22 protein-coding genes are annotated in these 22663 nt (G+C 70.3%); 14 read left to right on the top strand and 8 right to left on the bottom strand.

Annotated elements, in window-relative coordinates; genetic code table 11:
- Positions 1 to 90 precede the first annotated feature (90 nt).
- Both recO and AB0B96_RS13115 read left to right on the top strand, forming a co-directional pair.
- Positions 91 to 828 (top strand): DNA repair protein RecO, encoded by a 738-nt coding sequence (gene recO, locus AB0B96_RS13120; RefSeq protein WP_350944506.1) that lies wholly within the window; start codon positions 91 to 93, stop codon positions 826 to 828.
- On the top strand, positions 825 to 1634 hold the full coding sequence (locus tag AB0B96_RS13115; RefSeq protein WP_362898373.1) for an isoprenyl transferase: 810 nt from the start codon (positions 825 to 827) through the stop codon (positions 1632 to 1634). The genes recO and AB0B96_RS13115 overlap by 4 nt, the downstream gene beginning before the upstream one ends.
- 94 nt (positions 1635 to 1728) lie before the next feature.
- Here AB0B96_RS13115 and AB0B96_RS13110 read toward each other — a convergent pair whose 3' ends face one another.
- The 7 genes from AB0B96_RS13110 to AB0B96_RS13080 form a co-directional block, all read right to left on the bottom strand.
- Entirely contained in the window at positions 1729 to 2223 is a 495-nt protein-coding gene (locus AB0B96_RS13110) for a carbonic anhydrase (protein ID WP_362898371.1), read from the bottom strand.
- 84 nt (positions 2224 to 2307) lie between these two features.
- Positions 2308 to 2856 (bottom strand): CGNR zinc finger domain-containing protein, encoded by a 549-nt coding sequence (locus tag AB0B96_RS13105; protein ID WP_350944502.1) that lies wholly within the window; start codon positions 2854 to 2856, stop codon positions 2308 to 2310.
- A 225-nt stretch (positions 2857 to 3081) separates the two neighbouring features.
- Positions 3082 to 3489, bottom strand: a complete 408-nt coding sequence (locus AB0B96_RS13100; RefSeq protein WP_350944500.1) for a transcriptional repressor — start codon at positions 3487 to 3489, stop codon at positions 3082 to 3084.
- Positions 3473 to 4318, bottom strand: a complete 846-nt coding sequence (locus tag AB0B96_RS13095; protein ID WP_350944498.1) for a metal ABC transporter permease — start codon at positions 4316 to 4318, stop codon at positions 3473 to 3475. The genes AB0B96_RS13100 and AB0B96_RS13095 overlap by 17 nt, the downstream gene beginning before the upstream one ends.
- Positions 4315 to 5067 (bottom strand): metal ABC transporter ATP-binding protein, encoded by a 753-nt coding sequence (locus tag AB0B96_RS13090; protein ID WP_350944839.1) that lies wholly within the window; start codon positions 5065 to 5067, stop codon positions 4315 to 4317. Before AB0B96_RS13090 ends, AB0B96_RS13095 begins: the two co-directional genes overlap by 4 nt.
- A gap of 36 nt (positions 5068 to 5103) precedes the next feature.
- Complete coding sequence (locus tag AB0B96_RS13085; protein ID WP_362898368.1) at positions 5104 to 5910, bottom strand: metal ABC transporter substrate-binding protein; 807 nt, start codon at positions 5908 to 5910, stop codon at positions 5104 to 5106.
- 530 nt (positions 5911 to 6440) lie between these two features.
- Positions 6441 to 6830: a DUF6703 family protein gene (locus tag AB0B96_RS13080; protein ID WP_362898366.1), complete on the bottom strand. Its 390-nt coding sequence runs from the start codon at positions 6828 to 6830 to the stop codon at positions 6441 to 6443.
- 257 nt (positions 6831 to 7087) lie between these two features.
- Between AB0B96_RS13080 and AB0B96_RS13075 the strand changes: the two genes are divergently transcribed.
- From AB0B96_RS13075 to AB0B96_RS13025, 11 genes are all read left to right on the top strand, one after another.
- A complete protein-coding gene (locus AB0B96_RS13075; RefSeq protein ID WP_362898364.1) occupies positions 7088 to 7366 on the top strand; it encodes an antibiotic biosynthesis monooxygenase family protein in 279 nt (92 codons plus the stop codon).
- A gap of 144 nt (positions 7367 to 7510) precedes the next feature.
- Positions 7511 to 8896, top strand: a complete 1386-nt coding sequence (locus AB0B96_RS13070) for a glycine--tRNA ligase (RefSeq protein WP_350944490.1) — start codon at positions 7511 to 7513, stop codon at positions 8894 to 8896.
- A 271-nt stretch (positions 8897 to 9167) separates the two neighbouring features.
- On the top strand, positions 9168 to 9341 hold the full coding sequence (locus AB0B96_RS13065) for a hypothetical protein (protein WP_350944488.1): 174 nt from the start codon (positions 9168 to 9170) through the stop codon (positions 9339 to 9341).
- A 38-nt stretch (positions 9342 to 9379) separates the two neighbouring features.
- Positions 9380 to 10381: an AAA family ATPase gene (locus AB0B96_RS13060; RefSeq protein ID WP_362898758.1), complete on the top strand. Its 1002-nt coding sequence runs from the start codon at positions 9380 to 9382 to the stop codon at positions 10379 to 10381.
- A complete protein-coding gene (locus AB0B96_RS13055; protein ID WP_362898361.1) occupies positions 10381 to 11319 on the top strand; it encodes a DUF58 domain-containing protein in 939 nt (312 codons plus the stop codon). The genes AB0B96_RS13060 and AB0B96_RS13055 overlap by 1 nt, the downstream gene beginning before the upstream one ends.
- Positions 11316 to 12254 carry a VWA domain-containing protein gene (locus AB0B96_RS13050; RefSeq protein ID WP_362898359.1) on the top strand — a complete coding sequence of 313 codons (939 nt, stop codon included), beginning with the start codon at positions 11316 to 11318 and terminating at the stop codon, positions 12252 to 12254. Before AB0B96_RS13055 ends, AB0B96_RS13050 begins: the two co-directional genes overlap by 4 nt.
- A gap of 10 nt (positions 12255 to 12264) precedes the next feature.
- Positions 12265 to 13167 (top strand): trypsin-like peptidase domain-containing protein, encoded by a 903-nt coding sequence (locus AB0B96_RS13045; protein ID WP_362898357.1) that lies wholly within the window; start codon positions 12265 to 12267, stop codon positions 13165 to 13167.
- Between the two features lie 118 nt (positions 13168 to 13285).
- Entirely contained in the window at positions 13286 to 13957 is a 672-nt protein-coding gene (locus tag AB0B96_RS13040; protein ID WP_350944480.1) for a response regulator transcription factor, read from the top strand.
- Positions 13954 to 15177 (top strand): HAMP domain-containing sensor histidine kinase, encoded by a 1224-nt coding sequence (locus tag AB0B96_RS13035; protein WP_362898355.1) that lies wholly within the window; start codon positions 13954 to 13956, stop codon positions 15175 to 15177. Before AB0B96_RS13040 ends, AB0B96_RS13035 begins: the two co-directional genes overlap by 4 nt.
- A 246-nt stretch (positions 15178 to 15423) precedes the next feature.
- Complete coding sequence (ppdK, locus tag AB0B96_RS13030) at positions 15424 to 18066, top strand: pyruvate, phosphate dikinase (protein WP_362898353.1); 2643 nt, start codon at positions 15424 to 15426, stop codon at positions 18064 to 18066.
- Between the two features lie 307 nt (positions 18067 to 18373).
- Positions 18374 to 19606 carry a deoxyguanosinetriphosphate triphosphohydrolase gene (locus AB0B96_RS13025; RefSeq protein ID WP_350944476.1) on the top strand — a complete coding sequence of 411 codons (1233 nt, stop codon included), beginning with the start codon at positions 18374 to 18376 and terminating at the stop codon, positions 19604 to 19606.
- A 120-nt stretch (positions 19607 to 19726) separates the two neighbouring features.
- Here AB0B96_RS13025 and AB0B96_RS13020 read toward each other — a convergent pair whose 3' ends face one another.
- Positions 19727 to 20611: a peptidoglycan DD-metalloendopeptidase family protein gene (locus AB0B96_RS13020; protein ID WP_350944836.1), complete on the bottom strand. Its 885-nt coding sequence runs from the start codon at positions 20609 to 20611 to the stop codon at positions 19727 to 19729.
- 201 nt (positions 20612 to 20812) lie between these two features.
- Here AB0B96_RS13020 and dnaG point away from each other — a divergent pair, with 201 nt between their 5' ends.
- Positions 20813 to 22663: a DNA primase gene (gene dnaG, locus AB0B96_RS13015; RefSeq protein WP_350944474.1), complete on the top strand. Its 1851-nt coding sequence runs from the start codon at positions 20813 to 20815 to the stop codon at positions 22661 to 22663.

Here is a 22663-nt window from a genome sequence, read left to right as displayed (position 1 = left end):
TTAGGTGAACAACACGCACCAGTGATCTATCCGTGTCGTTTGATCATGGTTCCACCTCTGCCAAGTGGACCGTCCCACTAGACTGTGCGGGTGAGTCTGTACCGTGACGACGGCATCGTGCTGCGCACCCACAAGCTGGGAGAGGCCGACCGTATCGTCACCGTGCTGACCCGCCGGATGGGCAAGATCCGGGGCGTCGCCAAGGGGGTCCGGCGGACAACATCACGATTTGGCGGACGGCTCGAACCGTTCACCCACGTCGATCTCCAGCTCCACACCGGCCGCACGCTCGACATGATCACCCAGGCCGAGACCATCAGGCCGTACGGCGAGTCGCTCGTCTCCGACTACCCGCGCTACACGGCGGGCACCGCGATGCTGGAGACCGCCGACCGCCTGGTCATGGGGGAAAAAGAGCCGGCGCTGCGCCAGTTCCTGCTGCTCGTCGGCGGTCTGCGCACGCTCGGCTCAGGTGATCACGAGGCCAGGCTCGTCCTGGACGCCTACTTCCTGCGCTCCCTCGCGGTGGCCGGTTACGCCCCCGCCCTGGAGGCCTGCGCCCGCTGCAAGGCCGTCTCGGTACGGGCCTTCGCCATCGTGGCCGGTGGCGTCGTGTGCGGCGCCTGCCGCCCCGCGGGAGCGGCGGTGCCCGAGGGAGAGACGCTCGCTCTGATGGTGGCGCTGCTCAAGGGCGACTGGTCCACCGCGGACGCCTCCGTCGCCCGGCACCGCGCCGAGTGCAGCGGCCTGGTCGCCGCGTATCTCCAGTGGCACCTCGAACACGGCATACGCTCTCTTCGACACGTAGAAAGGGAGCACGCCACGTGAACGTCCGCCCACCCGTCCCGCATCCCTCCGGTGCCACCCCGCCTCCGATCCCGCGTGACCTCGTGCCCCGGCACGTGGCGATCGTGATGGACGGCAACGGACGGTGGGCCAAGCAGCGCGGCCTGCCCCGCACCGAGGGCCACAAGGCGGGTGAGGCGTCGCTCTTCGACGTGATCGAGGGCGCGATCGAGCTCGGCGTCCCCTACCTGTCGGCCTACGCCTTCTCCACGGAGAACTGGAAGCGCTCCCCTGACGAGGTCCGCTTCCTGATGGGTTTCAACCGCGACGTCATCCGCCGCCGCAGGGACCAGCTTCACGCGATGGGCGTGCGGGTCCGCTGGGCCGGTCGTCCGGGACGGCTGTGGAGGAGCGTCATCCAGGAGTTGCGCGACGCCGAGGAGATGACCAAGGACAACTCCACGCTGACCCTGCAGTTCTGCGTCAACTACGGAGGCCGGGCCGAGATCGTGGACGCCGCCCTGCGTCTCGCGCAGGACATCGCCGACGGACGGGTCAAGCCGGGCCGGGTGAAGGAGGAGACCTTCGCCCGCTATCTGGACGAGCCACAGATTCCCGATGTCGATCTGTTCGTGCGGTCCTCGGGGGAGCAGCGCATCTCCAACTTCCTGATCTGGCAGACGGCGTACGCCGAGATGGTCTTCCTCAACCGCCTCTGGCCCGACTTCGACCGCCGCGATCTGTGGGAGGCGTGCGAGACGTACGCCAAGCGCGACAGGAGATACGGAGGAGCGGTGCCGAACGTGGTCGCGCCCGCACGGGACACCTCGGATGGCGCCGCGGGATGAGGCGACACCGGCCCCGGCGTTGGTCGGCGCCGGCCGGCTCAGGCTGAGCTGCCTGGCCGGCGCCTCGGGCCTCGCGGGGCCGGCACCCCGGTCGTCAGGCCTTGACCTCGCGCAGACGACCGGTCTCCACCTCGTAGACGAAACCACGTACCGAGTCGGTGTGCGGGATGAAGGGGTCGTTCCTGATCCGGTGGAGCGACTGGACGACGTCCTCGTCGAGGTCGGTGAAGGCCTCGGCCGCCCACTCGGGCTTCACCCCGACCTCGGCCTGGATCTGCCGCTTGAAGTCGTCGTCGGTGAAGGTGAGCATGCCGCAGTCGGTGTGGTGGATGAGGATGATCTCCCTGGTGCCGAGCAGACGCTGGCTGATGGCCAGGCTGCGCCGCTCGTCGGCGGTCACCACGCCGCCCGCGTTGCGGATGATGTGCGCGTCACCCTCCGAGAGCCCGAGCAGGGCGTACGGATTGAGACGGGCGTCCATGCAGGCCAGCACGGCCACCCCGAGCGCGGGCGGCATGGGCAGGTGGCCCTTGCGGAAGGTCTCCGCGTAACGTTCCGCGTTGGCGAGCAGGTCGTCGGTGACGCTCATGAGCTCTCCTCGGGGGTAGGCGACATCACGTCATAACCTACCCGCATTACCTACTCAGTCAATAGGTATTAGCGGAGAGTGACATCAGGCCCGGCGTCGTGCGCGGTAGGCGGCGACGTGCATCCGGTTTCCACAGGTGCGGCTGTCGCAGTAGACCCGCGAGCGGTTGCGTGACTCGTCCACGAAGACGTGGTCGCAGTCGGGGGCCGAGCAGGTGCGCAGGCGCTCCCACTCGTCCTCGACGAGCAGGTGGGCGAGCGCGACCCCAATGTCGGCCGCGAGGTGGTCGTGGAGCGAGGCGTCCGGCGCGAAGTAGTGGACGTGCAGGGGGTGGCCGTCGTGCTCGGTCAGGCGCGGGGTGATGCGGGTCCCGCTCAGCAGGGTGTTCAGCCGGATGACCGCGGTGGGCTGGTCGGGGGCGGTGAAGACCTTGTGGAAGGACTCGCGTAGCGCGCGCACCTGGGCCAGGTCGGCGGCGTTCAGCTCGCCGATCCCGCTGACCTCCCAGCGTGCCACGAAGTCGCTGAGTTTCCGCAGGTCGGTCAGGGTGTCTTCGCCTCCGGTGGAGGGGGAGGTGTTGACCAGGTCGACCGCGGTGGCGAGTGAGTGCACCATGTCATGTCCGAATGGCATGTTGACTCCCGTATAAGCGATTGCAGCGTGAGGGCGCGTACGGCGGCTCGCCGTGTCGGAAGCGTATCTCTCCGGTGAACCTCCGGTGCCCTCTCGCGCACGCCCGTCGCGGCGGCGTGCCCCGTGTTATAAGGCATTCTATGCAATTATGTCCTGCTATTGCATGATATGTCCGATGGGTTAAAAATCGCTTTCCTCGCACGCGCGGCCTCCCGGGCCGTCCGCTCAGGCGCGGCTCGGCGTGCGCAGCGGTTTGGCGGCGGTGGAGCAGGAGGCGCAGGTGCCGAAGACCTCCACCGTGTGGGTGATCTCGGTGAAACCGTGCTCGGAGCCGATGGCCTCGGCCCACCGCTCCACCGCGGGCCCGGCCACCTCCACCGTACGGCCGCACCTGCGGCAGACCAGGTGGTGGTGGTGGTCGCCGCTGGCGCACGCCCGGTACACCGACTCGCCGTCGTCGGTTCTCAGCACGTCGACGTGGCCGGTGTCGGAGAGCGCCTGGAGCGCCCGGTAGACGGTGGTCAGTCCGATCTTGGCGCCTTCCGCGCGCATCTCCGCGTAGACGTCCTGCGCGCTGCGGAAACCCTCGCTCTGCCGGAGGATCGCGTGGACGGCATCACGCCTGTTGCTCATGACTGAACTCCTGAGATCGGCTTCGACGTACGAATCTACCGAGCCCGAGGGCGAGGACGAACCCCGCGAGAGCGACGACGACGATGATCGCGCCCGGTGGGACCTCGACGTAGAAGGAGGAGGTCAGACCACCGACCGTGGAGATCATTCCGAACAGCATGGAAAGAAGCATCGTGCTCACGAACCCCCGGGTGAGCTGCTGACTGGTCGCCACCGGCACCACCATCAACGCGCTCACCAGAAGCAATCCTACGACGCGCATGGCGATGACCACGGTGAGCGCGGCGGTCACCGCGATCAGCAGGCTGAGGAAGCGGACCGGCAGGCCGCCGGCCTTGGCGACCTCCTCGTCCTGGCACAGCACGTAGAGCTCCCGCCCGAAGACGGTCACCACACCGAGCACCGCCACCGCCAGCAGGCCGATCACCCACACGTCCTCGACGGTGACGCTGCTGATCGAGCCGAACAGGTAGGACATCAGCGTGGCGTTGCTGCCACCGGGAGCCAGTGAGATGAGCAGCACGCCTCCGGCGATACCGCCGTAGAACAGCAGTGCGAGCGCCACGTCCCCGCTGGTCCTGCCGCGCGCGCGAACCAGCTCGATCGCCACGGCGCCCAGGATCGAGACCACCACGGCCGTCAGCACCGGGGCGGTTCCGGTCAGGAAGCCCAGCGCCACCCCGGTCAGCGCGACGTGCCCGATGCCGTCACCCAGCAGGGCGAGGCGGCGCTGCACCATGAACGTGCCGATGGCGGGGGCGGCCAGGCCGACCAGGAGGGCGGCGATCAGTGCCCGCTGCATGAAGTCGAACCGCAGAAGCTCGATCACGGGATCGGCCTCCAGTCGAGCGGGCTCACGGGCTCCTCCTCGCCGTGCGGATGCACATGGTCGTGGCCGGGCAGCGCGTGCGTGCCGACCGCCCGGGGCGGCGGGCCGTCGTGGCACACGTACCCGTCCCTGAGGACCACCGCGCGGGTGATCAGGGGTTCCAGCGGGCCCAGCTCGTGCGCGACCAGCAGGACCGTCTTGCCCTGGTCGACGAGCGTGGACAGGGTCTCCGCGAGGAGCCGCTGGCTCTCGGCGTCGACGCCCGCGGTGGGCTCGTCCATGACGAAGGTGTCCGGCTCCCCGGCGAGGGCACGGGCGATCAGCACCCGCTGCTGCTGCCCGCCGGACAGCGCCTGCACCGGGTCGGAGGCACGGTGGGCCATTCCGACGGCCGCCAGGGCCCTGCCGGTCGCCTCGCGGTCGGCCGCACCGGTCGGCCGCAGGCGTCGCTGCCTCGCGATCCTGCCGGAGGCGACGACCTCGCGGATCGTGGTCGGCACGCCCCCGCCCACCGAGAGCCGCTGGGGCACGTAGCCGATCCGCCACCAGTCGCGGAACCGGGCGGGGGTTTTGTCGTACAGGAAGGTCTCGCCGCCGGACAGGGGGACGAGGCCGAGCAGGGCGCGGATGAGGGTGGACTTCCCCGATCCGTTCGCACCGAGCACCGCCACCGCCTCACCTGGCTCGACGGACAGGTCGATGCCGCGAAGCACCGGACGGCGGTCCAGGTTGACCTGGCCGCCGTTCATGGTGAAGACCGTTTTAGTGGATGTCACGTGTGACCTTTACGAGCAGCTGAGTGCTTCCTGGAGGGTGGAGAGGTTCTGGCGCATGGCGGACAGGTAGTCGCCGTTCGCCGGCTGGCTTTCCACGGGGTCGAGGACCGCGGTCTTCGCACCGACCTCCTGGGCGAGGATCTCCGCGACCTTCGGGCTGACGAGGGTTTCGGTGAAAATCGTAGTTACTTTCTCCTGCTTGGCCACTTTTGCCACTTCGGCGAGGCGGGCGGGAGAGGGCTCGGCATCGGGATCGAGGCCGCTGATGCCGATCTGGTGCAGCTTGTAGCGATCGGCGAGATAGCTGAACGCGGCGTGGGCGGTGACGATCGCGTCCGAGGAACAGGTCGCCAGGCCCTTGGCCAGCTCCTGGTCCAGGGCGGTGAGTTCGGTGACGGTGGCGGCGGCGCGGTCCCGGTAGCCCTGCGCGTGCGCGGGATCGGCGGCGGCCAGCCTCTCGCCGAGCTTGGTGGCGACCGTCGCGAAGCGGGCCGGGTCGAGCCAGAGATGGGGGTCGTGGCCGACATCCCCGTGCTCGTGTCCCTCCTCGTCGTGGTGCTCCTCCTCCGCGACCGCGGGAAGGGGGGTGATCGCGGTGGCCGCGTCGAAGGCCCGGTCGGCGGCGTGCTGCTCGACGGCCTCGTCCACCGCGGGCTGGATCCCCTTGATGTAGACGACGAGTCCCGTCTTCTCCAGCCCGCCCACCTGCACCGGGGACAGCTCCAGGTCGTGCGGCTCGACGCCGGGTTTGGTCAGGCCCGTGACGGCCGCGTCGGGGCCGCCCACCCGCTCGGCGAGCCACTGCAGGGGATACATGGCCGCGGTGACGGTGGGCTTCCCGTCCGCGGAATCACTTGAGGCCCCCCCGGGTGAGCCGCTGGCCGGACCGGCCTCCGTGCCGCAGGCGGCGGTGGCGGCGAGGAGGACGGCGGAGGCAGCCAGGCTGACATTACGTATGCGGATACGTCGGGAGGACTCGGACATCATGCCATCTAGTATGCGCGCAAATGAAAACGATTGTCAAAATCGAGCGCGAAGGAGTTCGCGGAAGGAGCCGGCACATGTCCCAGGGGAGTCACCGCGCGACGGCCGAGAGGGCCACCTTCGGCCGGGAAGGACTCCGCTGCCCGGCGTTGCCCGGCTCGTTTCGGATGCCCCCGCGTGTCCGGCACCGGATAACGATGCCGTACGTCGCGGTGGTAACCGGGGAGAGGGGGCGGGGAACGGGGGTGACGGCCTCGGCGAGGTGCCGGCCAGGCCGTCCTGTACGCGTCCCGCCGTAGCCCCCTGCGAAGACCCTGGAGACCGAAGAGTTGGTAAGGGTTCCGGAAGAGGAGAAGGCGGCGTCAGAAGGCGCCGAAGCGGTCGGCGGCGAGCAGGATCAGGAAGGTGAGCAGCGCGACGCGCAGGAGACGCCCCCCGGCGCCCAGAGACGGCCACGACATGTAGGCGAGCCAGCCGACGAACCCGATCACCGGAAGCACGGCGAGACCGCCCCAGAAGGACGGCACCGCGAAACCGGCCAGCAGGAGGGCCACCAGGACCACGGGGACGATCCAGCGGGGGAGCTGGAACAGGAAGACCAGCGGGGCCGCGCTGCGCTGCTCGACCTTCCGCCTCAGCCCGGTCGCCCCCGGCGTGAAGAACTGCTCACCCGGGGGCAGCGGGCGCCTGCCCTGCCTGGGGCGGGGCTGTGCCAGCGGGTGTGCGGGCCGTTCCTCACGCTTTTCTGCCACGGGTCGAGCCTAACGCCACCACGCCCGCCACGACATGCCCGGATCCCGGATCCCAGCCCCGGAGCCGCCCGGCATGCCGGGACCTCGGACCCGCTCGCCATGCCGAAATCCCGGACCCGATCACCGGAAGTACGGCGAGGTCGCCTCAGCCCCCGGACCCGCCCACCGTCTCCGGACCTCGGATTTCGGACCCGTTCGTCGTGTCGGCCCCCGGGAGCGTCCGCCGGGCCGGGAGCCGGCTCTGGCATGCTGGGCGGGTGCTTGCTCTCATCCGCTACTCGGTGCCACCCGGCCAGACCGAGGAGTTCACGCTCCGGGCCCACGAGATCGTCGACACCCTGGCCGGGCAGCCGGGCTACGTGAGCGGCCGGGTGTCGAGGTCGGTGGACGAGCCGGAGCTGTGGGCGCTGGTCAGCGAGTGGGAGGGCGCGGGCTTCTACCGCAGGGCGCTGGGCGCGGCGCGGATGGTGATGTATCCGCTGATGACACTCATGATCAACGAGCCGAGCGCGTTCGAGGACGTCGAGCGTCCCTGACCTTTCGCCCGGCGCCCAGGAGAGGCTTTGCCGGGGGCGAAGCGGGCGGCGTGGTTTATCCGCACGTCCCGTGAGCCCGTCTCCCCTAAGCTGGGGGCTCAATCAATTCCTCGCCGACCTCCAGCCGGATGGAGATTCTCCCTTATGGCACGCCGCACCGACATCATGGACACCATCGTCAGCCTCGCCAAACGGCGTGGTCTTGTGTATCCCTCCAGCGAGATCTACGGCGGCCTGCGCGCGTCGTGGGACTACGGTCCGCTGGGCGTGGAGCTCAAGAACAACGTGAAGCGGCAGTGGTGGAAGACCGTGGTGCAGGGGCGTGACGACGTGGTCGGCCTCGACTCCTCGGTGATCCTCGCCCGAGAGGTGTGGCAGGCCAGTGGTCACGTGGAGACCTTCACGGATCCGTTGACCGAGTGCCAGTCGTGTCACAAGCGCTACCGGGCCGACCACCTCGAAGAGGCGTACACCGAAAAACACGGGAAGCACCCCGTCAACGGCCTGGCCGACATCGCCTGCCCCAACTGCGGCACCAAGGGCGCCTTCACCTCGCCGAAGCAGTTCAGCGGCCTGCTGAAGACCTACCTCGGCGCGGTCGAGGACGAGTCGGGCCTCGCCTACCTGCGTCCCGAGACCGCCCAGGGCATCTTCATCAACTACCTCAACGTGCAGCAGTCGGCGCGCAGGAAGATCCCGTTCGGCATCGGCCAGATCGGCAAGTCGTTCCGCAACGAGATCACCCCGGGCAACTTCATCTTCCGCACCCGCGAGTTCGAGCAGATGGAGATGGAGTTCTTCGTCAAGCCGGGCAGCGACGAGGAGTGGCACCAGTACTGGATCGACGAGCGCTTCCGCTGGTACACCGACCTGGGCATCAACAAGGACAACCTGCGCATCTACGAGCACCCGCAGGAGAAGCTCTCCCACTACTCCAAGCGGACCGTCGACATCGAGTACCGCTTCAACTTCACCGGCACCGAGTGGGGTGAGCTCGAAGGCATCGCCAACCGCACCGACTTCGACCTGACCGCGCACAGCAAGGCCTCCGGCACCGACCTGAGCTTCTTCGAGCAGGACACCGGTGAGCGCTACGTCCCGTACGTGATCGAGCCCGCCGCCGGCGTCGACCGCGCCACGCTCACCTTCCTGATCGACGCCTACACCGAGGACGAGGCGCCCAACGCCAAGGGCGTGATGGAGAAGCGCACGGTCATGCGCCTCGACCACCGGCTCGCGCCGGTCAAGGTCGCGGTGCTCCCGCTGTCGCGCAACGCCGACCTGTCGCCCAAGGCCAAGGACCTGGCGGCCCAGCTCCGCCGCCGGTGGAACGTCGAGTTCGACGACGCGGGCGCGATCGGCCGCCGCTACCGCCGCCAGGACGAGATCGGCACGCCGTTCTGCATCACCGTCGACTTCGACACCCTCGACGACCAGGCGGTGACCATCCGCGAGCGCGACTCGATGGCCCAGGAGCGCGTGGCTCTCGACCAGGTCGACTCCTACCTTCGTCAGCACCTCAACGACTAAGGGCCCGCCCCACCCGACCGGTCACGGCCGGCGACCCCGTTCGCGGGGTCGCCGGCCGTTGTCGTTCCCGCGTGGCTTCCCGGTGCGGCTCTCCTCCCGCTCGTCTCCGAACGGCCCGCCTTCCCCCTCGCCTCCGCCCCGGTGGCTCCCGGCAGGGGCTTTTCCCCGGGGGGAGCCGGGCGAAAGACGAGATAAAAAGCGGGCTTACGGCGGTTTTCGGGTCCTTTTGATGACATCAGGGTGATCGTTCGTTCAATGAAGGGGGAGAACGATGGCGCACGTATCACCCTGGAAAGCCGTTCCCGGGGTCGTGGCCCTCGCCGGGGTCGTCTTCCTGCTCACCGGAAGTGCCGCTCACGCCGACCCGCGACCCACGCACGACGCGGTCGAGTTGCGGCTGCTCGTCGACGACTGCCCCGCCTCGACCTCCGCGACCGCCCGGTGACCGGGTACGCGGAGCACGTGCGGGAGATCCCGTCCGGCATGGACGGCGGAGCGGAAAGGGCGCCGGAGAGCACCGTGCTCGGGCGGGCGTTGTTCGAGGTCAAGCGGGTGATCGTCGGACAGGACCGGATGGTCGAGCGCCTGCTCGTCGCGGTCCTCGCCAGGGGGCACTGCCTGCTGGAGGGGGTTCCCGGCATCGCCAAGACGCTGGCGGCCGAGACGCTCGCGGGCGTCGTGGGCGGCTCGTTCGCCCGGATCCAGTTCACTCCCGACCTGGTGCCCGCCGACATCGTCGGCACCCGTATCTACCGGCCGTCCACGGAGAGCTTCGACACCGAGTTGGGCCCCGTGATGGCCAACTTCGTGCTCGCCGACGAGATCAACAGGGCTCCGGCCAAGGTCCAGTCGGCGTTGCTCGAGGTGATGGCCGAGCGCCAGGTGAGCATCGGCGGTCGCACCCACCCGGTGCCCGCCCCGTTCCTGGTCCTGGCGACCCAGAACCCGATCGAGTCCGAGGGTGTCTACCACCTGCCGGAAGCCCAGCGGGACCGCTTCCTGATGAAGATCGACGTGGGATACCCGAGCGAGTCGGAGGAACTCGCGATCCTCTACCGGATGAGCATCGGCCGGCCGGTCTCCCGGCGGGTGCTCGATTCGGAGCGACTGCTTGAGCTCCAGAGGGCCGTGGACGACGTCTTCGTCCACCACGCCGTCGCCGAGTACGCGGTCCGGCTGGTGTACGCGACCCGGGAGCCCGCGCGGTTCGGGCTGGCGGACGTCGCACCGCTGCTGGCCTACGGCGCGAGCCCTCGGGCGACGCTCGGCCTGGTGGCCGCGGCCCGCGCGCTGGCGCTGCTGCGCGGCCGTGACTACGTCCTGCCCGAGGACGTCGCGGACCTGGCCGGCGACGTGATCGCGCATCGGCTGGTGCCGTCGTTCGACGCGCTGGCCGACGACGTCCCCCCACGCCGGATCGTGGACCGGGTGGTCACGGCGATCCCGATGCCCAGGATCGCCCCCGGGCAGGGAGAGGCGGCCTGATGCGGCACCTGCTGTCCGAGCGGGTGCTCAGGCGGCTGGAGCTGACGGTCGTCAGGCGTCTCGACGGGCTGCTCCAGGGAGATCACCGAGGGCTCACCCTCGGACCCGGTGGCGATCTCGCCGAGGCGAGACCGTACGCGCCGGGTGACGACGTGCGCCGGATGGACTGGAACGTCACCGCTCGTACGGCGGAGCCGCACGTACGCGACATGATCGCCGACCGTGAGCTGGAGACCTGGGTGTTGCTCGACGCCAGCGCCAGCATGGACTTCGGCACCGCGCTGATGGAGAAACGGGAACTCGCGCTCGCCGCCCTCGCGGCGATCGGTTTCCTCACCGAGCGGACGGGCAACCGCGTCGGGGCGCACATCCTGCACGGCGGTGAGGTGCGGCGGTTCCCCGCCAGGAGCGGGCGCCCGCATCTCATGGCGCTGCTCGGCGCCGTGTTCTCGCTGCCGCGCACCGAGCCGGGCATCCCGGCGCCGCGCCTCGGACCGGCCGCCGACGATCTCCGCCGCGTGGTGCGCCGCCGCGGGCTCGTGGTCGTCGTCTCGGACTTCCTCGACCCTCCGGAGACCTGGGAGAGGGCGTTACGCCATCTCGCGCTGCGCCACCAGCTCCTCGCGGTGGAGGTCGTGGATCCCCGGGAGCTGACGCTGCCCGACGTGGGGGTGCTCACCCTCGTCGATCCGGAGACCGGCCGCCGCAGGGAGGTCTCCACGGCCGGTGGTCGTCTGCGCGAGCGCTACGCCGAGGCCGCCGCGAGTCAGCGGGCGGCGATCGCGACCGCGCTGCGCCGGTCGGGCGCCGCGCACCTGCGGCTGGACACCGATCGGGACTGGGTCCGCGACCTGGTCCGTCACGTCGTGCTCCAGCGCCGCCTGGCGCGGGCCCGTGGGGCGAGTGGTGCGAATGGTGCGAGAGGTGGTGTGGCATGACCTTTCTGTCCCCTGTCTGGTTGTGGCTGCTGGTGCCCGCGCTGATGATCGCGGTCCTCTACGTGGTCATGTACCTGCGGCGCAGCCGCTACGCCCTGCGGTTCACGAATCTGGACCTGCTGGACAAGCTGGCGCCCAGGAGGCCCGGGTGGCGCAGGCACGTGCCCGCCACGGCGTTCATGGCGATGCTGGTGCTCCTCGTCGTCGGGTTCGCGCGGCCGACGGCCGAGGTGCGGGTCCCGAGAGAGGAGGCGACGATCGTCGTGGCGTTCGACGTCTCGGCGTCGATGCAGGCCACCGATGTGGCGCCCGACCGGTTCACCGCGGCGCGGGAGGCCGCGCGGCGGTTCGTCGAGGACCTGCCCTCCCGGTTCAACCTCGGCCTGGTCACCTTCTCGTCCTCGGCCTCGGTGAGCGTGCCGCCCACCGACGACAGGGCGGCGGTGCTGTCCGCGATCGACCGGCTCACCACGGACGCCGGTACGGCGATCGGCGAGGCGGTGTTCTCGTCCCTGGACGCGATCGACGCCCTGGAGGCCCAGGAACGGCCGCCCGCCCACATCGTGCTGATGTCCGACGGGTCGAGCACCATGGGGCGGTCACCGGAGTTGGCGGCACAGGAGGCGACCTCCAGGGGCGTGCCGGTCTCGACCATCGCGTACGGCACCTCCGAGGGCACGATCCAGCTGGGCGGCAGGGAGACCCTGGTGCCGGTGGACGGCCCGGCGCTGCGCGAGCTGGCGGAAGGCACCGGCGGGGGTTTCTACGAGGCGGCCTCCGGTGACGAGTTGCGGGCGGTCTACGACGACATCGGCAGCTCGGTGGGCTACCGGACCGAGCGGCAGGAGATCTGGCCGTGGTTCGTCGGGGTGGCCCTGCTGGGGGCGGTCGTGGCGGCCGGAACCTCCCTGTTCTGGTTCTCAAGGATCCTGTGAGGAGTCGGCCATGGTGACATCGCACGATCGGCTCTCGGGTCTCGGACGGCCTCGCGGACCGGGTTTCACACCGGGGGACCCGCCCCTGGCCGCGCCACCGGAGGAGCCGGGGCCGCGCACCGGTCCGGCGGCCACCGCGCGGAAGGCGGGGGCCGCACGCGTCCTGGTCGCCGCGGCGCTCGTCGCCGCGGTCACCGGCGGCGCGGCGGGCGTCGCGGGGGCCCGGCTGGCGGGAGACGGGCAGGCGGCCCCGGTGGCGCTGCCCCGGTCCACCGCGGGCCCGGTCGGCTCGTCCGGCCCCGCGGGGGCCGCGGGCGGCCTCAGCGGTACGGCGGCCAAGGTGTTGCCGAGCGTCGTGTCGGTCGAGTCGGGGCGGGGCTCGGGATCGGGCTTCGTGATCGACGGCTCGGGGCACCTGCTCACCAACGCGCACGTCCTCACCGGTGGCGCGGGCGTCACCGTGGTGCTCAACGACGGGCGGCGCCTGCCCGCCACCGTCGTGGGCACCGACGCGGCGTACGACCTGGCGGTGCTCAGGGTGAACGACACCCGCGCTCTGGTCCCGGCGGAGCTGGGGAGGTCCGCGGATGTCGCGGTGGGCGACCAGGTGCTGGCCATCGGTTCCCCGCTGGGCCTGGCGGGTACGGTCACCGGCGGCATCGTCAGCGCTCTCGACCGCCAGGTGAGGCTGGGCGGGAACGGGAGCGGGGGCGGGCAGACCGCTCTGCAGACCGACGCCTCCATCAATCCCGGCAACTCCGGAGGCCCGCTGGTCAACGCCAGGGGCGAGGTGATCGGGATCAACACCGCGATCGCGACGCTCTCGCGGCGGGGGAGCGGGTCGATCGGCATCGGTTTCGCCATCCCGATCGACCGGGCGGCCCCCGTCGCCGAGCGGATCATCCGGGGGTGACGGGGTGACGGGGCGAACAGAGGCGGACGAAAGCGAAGGGAAGGAAATGCGAGGGAAGAGAAGCGCGGTATGGCGGTGGCATCCGCGTTTCCGGCCGCGCACGACCTAGGTTCGTACCATGCGACTGCTCGTTGTCGAAGATGAGGAAGATCTGGTCGACGCCCTGCGGGTGGGGCTCGTCCGGGCCGGATACGCGGTCGACGTCGCCTACGACGTGGCCCAGGCGCGGGAAAAGCTCCAGGTCAACTCGTACGACCTGGTCCTTCTCGACCTCAACCTGCCCGGAGGGGACGGCTTCGAGGTGTGCAGGGCGCTGCGCGGCACCGACCAGGGCCAGGCCGTGCGGATCATCATGGTGACCGCGCGGGACCGGCTGGACGACCGGGTCAGAGGGCTGGACGAGGGCGCCGACGACTACCTGGTCAAGCCGTTCGCCTTCCCCGAACTCCTGGCCCGCGTCCGCGCGCTGCTGCGCAGGGAGCCCGGCGGCGGGACGGCGATCCTGCAGGTGGGCTCGCTGCGGCTGGACACCTCCCGGGTGGAGGCTCACTCGGCCGGACGCGAGCTGGGACTCACCCCCAAGGAGTTCGGTGTCCTGCACTATCTGATGACCCGTCCCGGGCACGTCGTCTCCGCCGAGGAGCTCTTGGAACACGTCTGGGACGAGCACACCGACCCGTTCACCAACACCGTACGGGTGACGGTGGGAAACCTGCGGCGCAAGCTCGGAGCCGACGCCGTGATCGAGACCGTGGTCAGCAAGGGCTACCGGCTGAGGGAGGACACGTGAGGTTCTCCTTCGTGCAGACGATCCGCTTCCGGCTCACCGTGCTTTACTCCAGCCTGCTGTTCCTGCTCTGCGCCCTGGTCATCGGCGTGCTGTACGTCGCCGTGGCCAGGAGCGCGGAGGAGCGGCCCTACACCGTCCAGCAGGCCAAGCTCTACAGCGTCGACACCGAGCGCTACGTGGGCAAGGCCCCCGTCGTCGAACTCGCCGAGGTGGAGAACGCGGTCAACCTGCTCACCCTGCGGACCCTGCGCGACTACTCGTTCCTCACCCTGGGCGGGCTCTTCCTGGTGAGCTTCGGCATCGGCTGGGTGCTGTCGGGCCGGGTGTTGCGTCCGGTGCGCTCGATCACCAGGGCCGCCGCCGAGATCCAGGGCACCGACCTGTCGCGGCGGATCCTGCTCACCGGTCCGAAGGACGAGCTCCGCGACCTCGCAGACACCGTCGACACCATGCTCGGCCGCCTTGAGGGCGCCTTCCTGGCGCAGCGGCGGCTGATCGACGACGCCTCCCACGAGCTGCGCAGCCCGCTGGCCATCATCCGGGCGAATGTGGACGCCGTCCTCGCCTCGCCCGACAGCACCGAGGAGGAGCGGATGCGGGCGGTGGCCATCGTGGACCGGGCCACCACCCGGATGACCCGCCTGGTCGAGGATCTGCTCGCGACCGCACGCCGGTCCGCGCCCGCGCTCGCCGACGCCGAGGTGGACGTGGGCGCGCTCGCCGCCGAGGCGGCCGAGGAGTTCACCACGCTCGCCGCGGGACGCGGGCTGTCGATCCGCAAGGCGCTGCCCGCCGGACTGCGCGGGGTGGGGGACCACGACGCCCTGCGCCGGGCCGTGGGCAACCTGCTCTCCAACGCGGTACGGCTCGCGCCGGGCGGGAGCGAGGTCGTCGTGGCCGCAGGTCGCACCGGGGGCCGCAGGGAGGGCTGGATCTGGGTCGCGGTGCGCGACGCCGGCCCGGGGGTGCCCGAGGACGACCAGGCGCGGGTGTTCGACCGTTTCTGGCGCGGCCAGACCAGCCGCCGCGACCGGCACAGCGGGCTTGGCCTGGCGATCGTCCGCCAGATCGTGGAGTCGCACGGCGGGCACGTGCGGCTGTTCTCCCGGCTGGGCGAGGGGAGCGTGTTCGTGCTGTGGCTCCCGTCGGGAGAGGGGCCCGCGGAAGGCGATGTCCCCGACCTGAACCCTCTCGCGGAAGTGGGCCTGACGGGTCGCTGAACCGGCCGTGAACGGGGTTGAATGCCGGAAAAATTGGTTTATACCAATTGGTGTAAACCAATTTTCCGAGTGATCGATATCCTTACGCATTTGGCCGTGATTTGAATTGGATTAGACCGGTGCACGTGCTCTGAGCTGTGATAATGCTGTTTCACGTGGTGGGTGCCGTTTCGTTGCCTTGTTCGTCGGTAGAGTCCGGATGGAGGCGGAACCAGACATCGTTCTGAAGTCGCAGAAGGAGCAACCGTGCCGAAGTACGTTTACGACTTCACCGAGGGCAACAAAGATCTAAGGGATCTGCTCGGCGGTAAGGGAGCGAACCTCGCCGAGATGACCAACCTCGGGCTGCCGGTTCCCCCCGGCTTCACCATCACCACCGAGGCGTGCCGGAGCTTCCTCGCGAACGGGACCCTGCCCGAGGGGATGCAGGAGGAGGTCTCCGCGCACCTGGCCGCCCTGGAGGCCGCGATGGGCCGCCGCCTCGGCCAGGCCGACGACCCGCTCCTGGTGAGCGTGCGCTCGGGGGCCGCCTTCTCCATGCCCGGCATGATGGAGACCGTTCTCAACATCGGGCTCAACGACGACTCGGTTCACGGACTGGTCAAGCAGGCGGGCGGCAACGAGCGCTTCGCCTGGGACTCCTACCGGCGCCTCATCCAGATGTTCGGCAAGACCGTCCAGGGCATCGACGGCGAGCTCTTCGACGGCGCCCTGGAGGAGCTCAAGGACGGCCGCGACGACCTGGAGCTGGAGGCGGCCGACTTCAGGCGCCTGGTCGCGACGTACAAGGAGATCGTCTACGCCAAGACCGGCGAGGACTTCCCCGCCGACCCTCACCGGCAGATGCGCATGGCGGTGGAGGCCGTGTTCGCGTCGTGGAACGCCCCCCGCGCGGTGCTGTACCGCCGCCAGGAACGCATCCCCGCCGACCTGGGCACCGCGGTCAGCGTCTGCTCGATGGTCTTCGGCAACTGCGGCATGGACTCGGGCACCGGGGTGGCCTTCACCCGCGACCCCGGCAGCGGCCAGCAGGGCGTGTACGGCGACTACCTGCAGAACGCCCAGGGCGAGGACGTGGTCGCGGGCATCCGCAACACCATGCGGCTGCAGGAGCTGGAGAGCCTCGACAAGCCCGTCTACGACGAGCTCATGCGGACCATGGAGACGCTGGAGAACCACTACCGCGACCTGTGCGACATCGAGTTCACGGTCGAGCGCGGCAAGCTCTGGATGCTCCAGACCCGCGTGGGCAAGCGGACCCCGGGCGCCGCGTTCCGCATCGCCGTCCAGCTCGTCGACCAGGGCGTCATCGACCTGGACGAGGCCGTGACCCGCGTGTCCGGCGACCAGCTCGCCCAGCTCATGTTCCCCCGCTTCGCCGACGACGCCGGCACCAAGATGATCGCGAGGGGGATGAACGCCTCGCCGGGCGCGGCGGTCGGCAAGGCCGTCTTCTCCACGGCCAGGGCCGTCGAGCTCGCCGGGCGCGGAGAGGCCGTCATCCTGGTCCGCCGCGAGACCAACCCCGACGACCTCGCCGGGATGATCGCCGCCCAGGGCGTGCTGACGAGCCGCGGGGGCAAGACCTCGCACGCCGCCGTGGTCGCGAGGGGCATGGGCAGGACCTGCGTCTGCGGCGCCGAGGAGCTGGAGGTCTCAGCCAGGGACCGCACGTTCACCACGGCCTCCGGCCTCGTGGTCTCCGAGGGAGAGGTGATCTCCATCGACGGCACCAGCGGGGCCGTCTACCTCGGGGAGGTGCCCGTGGTCCCCTCCCCGGTCGTGGAGTACTTCGAGGGCTCGGGTGACCGGGGCGACGAGCTCGTCCGCGCCGTGCACCGGATCATGTCCCACGCCGACGAGGTACGCAGGATGGCCGTACGCGCCAACGCCGACACCGGCGAGGACTCCGCGAGGGCTCGCAGGTTCGGCGCCCAGGGCATCGGCCTCTGCCGCACCGAGCACATGTTCCTCGGCGACCGTCGAGCCCTGGTCGAGGACCTGGTGCTGGCCGTCTCCGACGAGGAGCGCGAGCGGGCGCTGGCCGCGCTGGAGCCGCTGCAGCGGGCGGACTTCACGGAGATCTTCCAGGCGATGGAAGGCATGCCCGTCACGATCCGCCTGATCGACCCGCCGCTGCACGAGTTCCTGCCCGACTACACCGAACTGTCGGTACGGGTCGCCCTCGCCGGTGACGCGGCGGAGGAGAAGGACCGCAAGCTCCTCGCCGCGCTCAAGCGGCTCCACGAGGAGAACCCGATGCTGGGCCTGCGCGGCGTGCGGCTCGGCCTGGTCATCCCCGGCGTGTTCGCCATGCAGGTCCGGGCGATCGCGGCGGCGGCCAAGGCGGTGCCGGGCAGCCGCCCGGAGATCATGATCCCGCTGGTGGCCGCCGTCCAGGAGCTGGAACACGTGCGGGACGAGGCGCGGCGGATCCTCGCGGAGGCCGAGGTCGAGGCGCTGATCGGCACGATGATCGAGGTGCCCCGCGCGGCGCTCACCGCCGGGCAGATCGCCGAGGCCGCCGAGTTCTTCTCGTTCGGCACCAACGACCTGACCCAGATGACGTGGGGCTTCTCCCGGGACGACGTCGAGGCCGCCTTCTTCTCCAAGTATCTGGAGCTGGGCGTCTTCGGGGTCTCCCCGTTCGAGACCCTGGACCGCGACGGCGTCGGCAGGCTCGTGGAGATCGCCGTCGAGCAGGGCCGCGCGACCCGGCCCGACCTGAAGCTGGGCATCTGCGGCGAGCACGGCGGTGACCCGGACTCGATCCACTTCTGCCACCAGGCCGGTCTCGACTACGTGTCCTGCTCGCCGTTCCGCATCCCGGTCGCCCGTCTGGAGGCCGCCCGAGCCACCCTGGTGTGCGAGGGCTCCGACACCCGCTGACCCTCGCGGTCGGCACCCTGACTTCGCGGGAAGTCGCCTCCGGCGCCGCCGGGGCGACTCTCCGCGGAGCCGGTCCCCGCGGCCCGTCCCACCCTCACCCGGGGCGGCCGCGGGGACCGGTACACCTCACGCCCGCGACGCCCGCGCTCCCGGCGGGCGGGAACGGTGGCCGCGGGTCGCGCTCCCTCGGTAGCGCTCCCGAAGGAGCGCGCGAACGGGCGGGGAACGGCGCCGCATACCCGATAACCTGGTGTTTTCTCGCCGTTCCGCATAGCAGGTGCCTTTCGCGGATAAAATCAGTGCACTTATGCATGGTTATGACGAGCACGATCAGGTCAGGTGGGTGCCGGAACCACCCGGCAACCCGGAAAGAAGCCCGTTCGAGCGCGATCGGGCGCGGGTGCTGCACAGCGCCGGGCTCCGGCGGCTGGCCGCCAAGACCCAGGTCGTCGGCCCGGGAGAGACCTTCGGCAGCGGCCAGCACATCCCCCGCACCCGGCTGACCCACTCCCTGGAGTGCGCGCAGATCGGCCGTGAGATGGGGGAGACCCTCGGCCGCGACCCGGACCTGGTGGAGACCGCGTGCCTCGCCCATGACCTCGGCCACCCGCCGTTCGGCCACAACGGGGAGACGGCGCTCAACGACCTCGCCGCGGGGTGCGGCGGCTTCGAGGGAAACGCGCAGAGCCTGCGCCTGCTGACCCGGCTGGAGGCGAAGGTCGTCACCGAGGACGGCCGCAGCGCCGGGCTCAACCTCACCAGGGCCTCCCTGGACGCCGCCGTCAAATACCCGTGGACCCGCGAGAGAAGCGCCAAGTACTGCGTCTACGACGACGACATGCCGGTCTTCGAATGGATCAGGGAGGGCGCTCCGGAGGGGCAGGTGAGTTTCGAGGCGCAGATCATGGACTGGGCCGACGACGTCGCCTACTCCGTGCACGACCTGGAGGACGCCCTGCACTCCGGCGGCGTGCTGCTGGAGGCGATGCGCGATCCGGCGGAGCGCCGCGAGGTCTGCGCGACCACCCGCGAGTGGTACGCCCCCGACGCCGAGCCGGGCGAGCTGGAGGACCTCTTCCACCGTCTCATCACCCAGCCGCTCTGGCCCCGTCACTTCGACAGCTCGTTCGCCGACCTCGCCGCGATCAAGGGGCTCACCAGCTCGCTCATCGGCCGCTTCTGCAGGTCCGCCGAGGTCGCCACCCGCGAGGCGTACGGACCGGCGGCCGGACGCTACAGCGCCGACCTGATCGTGCCCAGGGCCACCCGCCTGGAGTGCGCGCTGCTCAAGGGGGTCACGGCCCACTACGTGATGAGCAGCGACGCGCACAGCGCCAACCAGGTCAGGCAGCGCGAGCTGATCCACGACCTGGCCCACCACATCATGCTGGGCGCCCCGGGGACCCTGGAGCCCGCCTTCAGGCCCGCCTTCACCAGGGCCGCCGGTGACGCCGGCCGGCTTCGCGTGGTCGTCGACCAGATCGCCTCGCTCACCGACACCTCCGCGGTCGCCTGGCACCGCGCCCTCGCCGGCCGCTGACCGGGCCCTGTCGCGTTCCCGGCGCGCCTTCCGGCGACGGGGACGACCCTCCTTCGTCAGTGGCCGACTGTCAGGGGCCGACCGGTGGACGGGCGAGCCCGCCCTGTCACGTTCCCGGTGTCAGGTGCCGCCGTTCAACGGGATCTGCACCGGCTCCTGCGACGGCTCCGACCTCCTCTTGGTGGGCTTCTTCGTCGGCGTGGGCTGCGGTTTCGACGCGCACAGGGTGAAGCAGCGGGGAGCCGCCCCGGTCTGCTTCATCACGGCGAGCATCTCCTCCCTGGGGGAGAGCGTGGGATTGCCCTTCAGCCAGGCGTCCAGGTAGTCCCAGGGCTTGACCATGCCCCGGCGTACCCACCACATCGAGGGCGAGGTCTTCCAGGAGATCGCGAAGTAGAGGTTGCTCGCGGTCGAGCGGGCGTTGCCCGAGTTGCCGACCTGGCCCAGGACCTGACCGGCTCTGACGCGCAGTCCCGGCCGTACCCCCAGGGCGATCTTGTCCAGGTGGCCGCCGAGGTAGCGGACGCCGTCGTCGCCGATCACCGTGACGAACCGGCCCTCACGGTCGGCGCCGCGATCGGTGGAGGGTTTCCACCGGTTCTTGGTGTTGACCTCGTCGACCACGCCGTTCACCGGGGAGACGAACGAGCAGCCCTTGCCCGCCCAGATCGTGGTCTTGGGCAGAACCAGGAGCCTGCTCTCGTAGGTGACCGAGCAGCCCTTCACCGGGAAGACGTAGGTGTGCTCGGAGACCTTCGGCGGCGGAACCTGCACCGGGGAGTCGGCCTTGGGGCGGTCGACGGCCGTGGGAGGGGGAGCGGAGGTGGGAGTCGCCTGGGGCATGGTCGCGGTGACCGACGAGGCCGGCGCTCCGGCCGCGGACTCCGCTCCGGGGGTCGGGGCCGCAGTACCGATGCCCGCCACCCCGCCCGGCGGCGCACAGGCCGCGGTGACGAGCGCCGCGCCGGTCACGGCGGCCAATCGTGCTATATGCCCCGATCGCATGATCTCCACCCGCGTACATTATCGAGAATCCGCCTTTACCTTTGTAACCGACGTCCTGGTTGGTCAGGACCAATTCGGGAAAGTCATCGTTCCTCCTGTCCCTCCCGTCCCGGTGGTCCCCCTGGCCTGCCGGAAGATCGAAGCGGGAGCGGGCCCGGCTCCCCGCCCCGATCTGTCGGGAGGCCGGACTAGACTCGCGGCGTGGCAAGCCGGATCAGTGATGAGGACATCGCGCTCGTACGGGAGCGCTCGCCGATCGCCGACATCGTGGGTGAGCACATCCAGCTCCGCAACGCCGGCGGCGGCAACCTGAAGGGGCTCTGTCCCTTTCACGAGGAGAAGAGCCCGTCCTTCAACGTGACCCCCACCCGGGGTTACTGGTACTGCTTCGGTTGCGCCGAGGGCGGTGACGTCATCACCTTCGTCCGGCGCCTGGAGCACCTGTCGTTCGGCGAGGCGGTCGAGCGGCTCGCCAACCGGGCGGGCGTCCAGCTCCGCTACGAGCAGGGCGGCTACGTCCCCGGGCGCGAGCAGGGCGAGCGCATCCGCCTGATCGAGGCGCACCGGGCGGCGGCCGAGTTCTACGCCTCCAAGCTCTCGGCCCCCGACGCCGCGATCGGGCGCAGGTTCCTGTCGGAGCGCGGGTTCGAGCGGGTCGACGCCGAGCGTTTCGGCGTCGGATACGCCCCCGCCGAGTGGGAGGCCCTCTCACGGCACCTGATGGCGAAGGGCTTCACCACCGCGGAGCTGATCAAGGGCGGGCTGGCGAAGGAGGGGCGGCGTGGCCCGATCGACCGTTTCAGGGGACGGCTGGTCTGGCCTATCCGCGACATAACCGGAGACGTCATCGGTTTTGGCGCACGGAAATTGAACGATGCCGAAGACGGGCCGAAATACCTGAACACCCCGGAAAGCCCGCTTTACAAGAAGAGCGAGGTCCTCTACGGGGTAGACCTGGCCAAGCGCGAGATCTCCAAGCGCTCCCAGGCCGTGATCGTCGAAGGCTACACCGACGTGATGGCCTGTCACCTGTCGGGCGTGCCGACGGCGGTGGCCACCTGCGGCACCGCGTTCGGCGAGGAGCACATCAAGGTGCTCCGGCGGCTGCTGCTCGACCAGTCGGGGTCGCGGGGTGAGGTGATCTTCACTTTCGACGGCGACGCGGCCGGCCAGAAGGCGGCCCTGCGCGCCTTCGCCGACGAGCAGAAGTTCGTCACCCAGACCTTCGTCGCCGTGCAGGCCGACGGCCTCGACCCGTGCGATCTGCGCGTCAGGCAGGGCGACGCGGCCGTGCGCGACCTGATCGCCGGGCGCGAGCCGCTGTTCGCCTTCGCCATCCGCAGCGTGATCTCCCGCTACGACGGGAGCACCAACGAGGGGCGGCTCTCCGCCCTCGACGCCGCCGCCCCGATCGTGGCCGGCATCAAGGACAGGTCGCTGCGCCGGCTGTACGCCGTCGACCTCGACCGGTGGCTGGGCTTCAACAACGAGCAGTTCGTCCTCGACCGGATCGCCGAGGTCTCCGCGGCGGCCCAGCCGCGCGCCCAGCGCCCCGCGGGACCCCGTAAGGTCGCCGACCTCACCGACCCCGGGGTGCGGACCGAGGCGGAGGTGCTCCGGCTGGCCGTGCAGCGTCCCGCGCTGCTCGGCCCCGGCTTCGAGGCGCTGGGAGCGGAGGCGTTCACACTCGCCGAGCACACGGCCCTCTACCGGCTGATCGTCGACTCCGGCGGCACCGCCGCCGCGGGGCAGGGCGGACGCGAGTGGGTCGACCTGTTGCTGCGCGGGGCCGAAGACTCCCTGCGCGGGGTCGTCACCCGGTTCGCCGTCGAGGAGCTGCGGGCCGACCTGGCGAGCGAGGAGCGCTACGCCTCGGCGATGCTGGCGGCCCTGGAGCTCGTCTCGGTGACGCGGGCCATCGAGCGGCTCAAGTCGAGGATGGAGCGGACGAACCCGGTCGACGAGCAGCAGGAGTACAACCGGCTGTTCGGAGAGCTGGTCGCGCTGGAGCACCAGCGGCGCGTGCTCAGGGAGCGCGCGGCCGGGAGCTGA

The organism is Streptosporangium sp. NPDC049046 (assembly GCF_040649155.1).
GTDB lineage: Bacteria > Actinomycetota > Actinomycetes > Streptosporangiales > Streptosporangiaceae > Streptosporangium.
Note: the sequence above shows the minus strand (reverse complement) of the source record. Positions and strands in the feature narration are given on the sequence as shown.